This is a genomic window from Rhizobacter sp. P2_H2, assembly GCF_056403375.1.
The window spans coordinates 1-834 of record NZ_JBFUFP010001609.1 but is presented as its reverse complement, the minus strand read 5'-3'; the positions used below and the strand labels follow the sequence as shown (position 1 = coordinate 834).

Annotated in this window: 1 protein-coding gene; it reads right to left on the bottom strand. The window is 64.3% G+C overall.

What is annotated here, in order from left to right:
• Positions 1-610: 610 nt before the first annotated feature.
• A partial coding sequence (locus tag AC1D15_RS35070) for a hypothetical protein (RefSeq protein ID WP_477829709.1) occupies positions 611-834 on the bottom strand: 224 nt, incomplete at its 5' end.

The following is an 834-nucleotide window of genomic DNA, read 5'->3' as shown; positions in this document are numbered from 1 at the left end:
GCCTTGCTGGGCGTCTTCGAGGCTGATGCGGCATGGGTAGCCGGTGTTTTCGGTGGCGATGTGGCGCTGCGCGCCGTGCTGGGCGAGGGCTTGGTTGGAGAGGGTGAAGAGCGGGATGAAGGGGGTGGGGGGCAGGGCGACGAGTTGGAAGTGATGCATGGCGGGGTCCGGTGAGGGGGAGCCGGCATCGTCGGTGTTGTGGGATGCGCGGGCTGGCCGGTTTCGGACGTGGAGTTCCCGATCGCGACTTGCTGCCACGCGGGTTTCATCCGAAATGGGGAAAGGATTTCCTGATTCGGAGGGCCATCGCAACGGCGCCCGTCCGCAAGGATGGCTATCTCGGTCACTGCGAGCTTCCTGCTTCGGTACGTGCCTTCTTCAAGAGCGGAAGCACCTCATGAAGGTTGCAAACCAGGTCTCGCTCGCCTGAAACGACATAGGGAGACTGGACCTGGTAGACACCCCAGCCTCCACGACCGGTTTCCCAAGCAAGGCCAGCGTGGCCACCCTTCGGGTTTCGAACGAACAAGTCCCCCATCCGCTTCGGCCAGGGGCCGGGCTAAGGCACGCCGATGTACCCGAGCTGCCCCGTCGCTATCGGATTCGGGAATCAGCTTGGCTTCGTCGTCGGCATGCTCGATGGCCAGTCGCCCGGCGTCTGGTCATCAATGAGCTCCAGAAGATCAGCTGCGCTCGTGGCCCGCGCATCGTCTCCCGTCGCCAGCTCGGCAAAGCGGTGACGCTGGGCGTGAATGAAGCGCGTGAGTTCTTCTCGGACCGAGGCGCCACGATGCGTCTCGTGGCCTGGCTCGGGAATGAAGGTGCCGCCGAGGT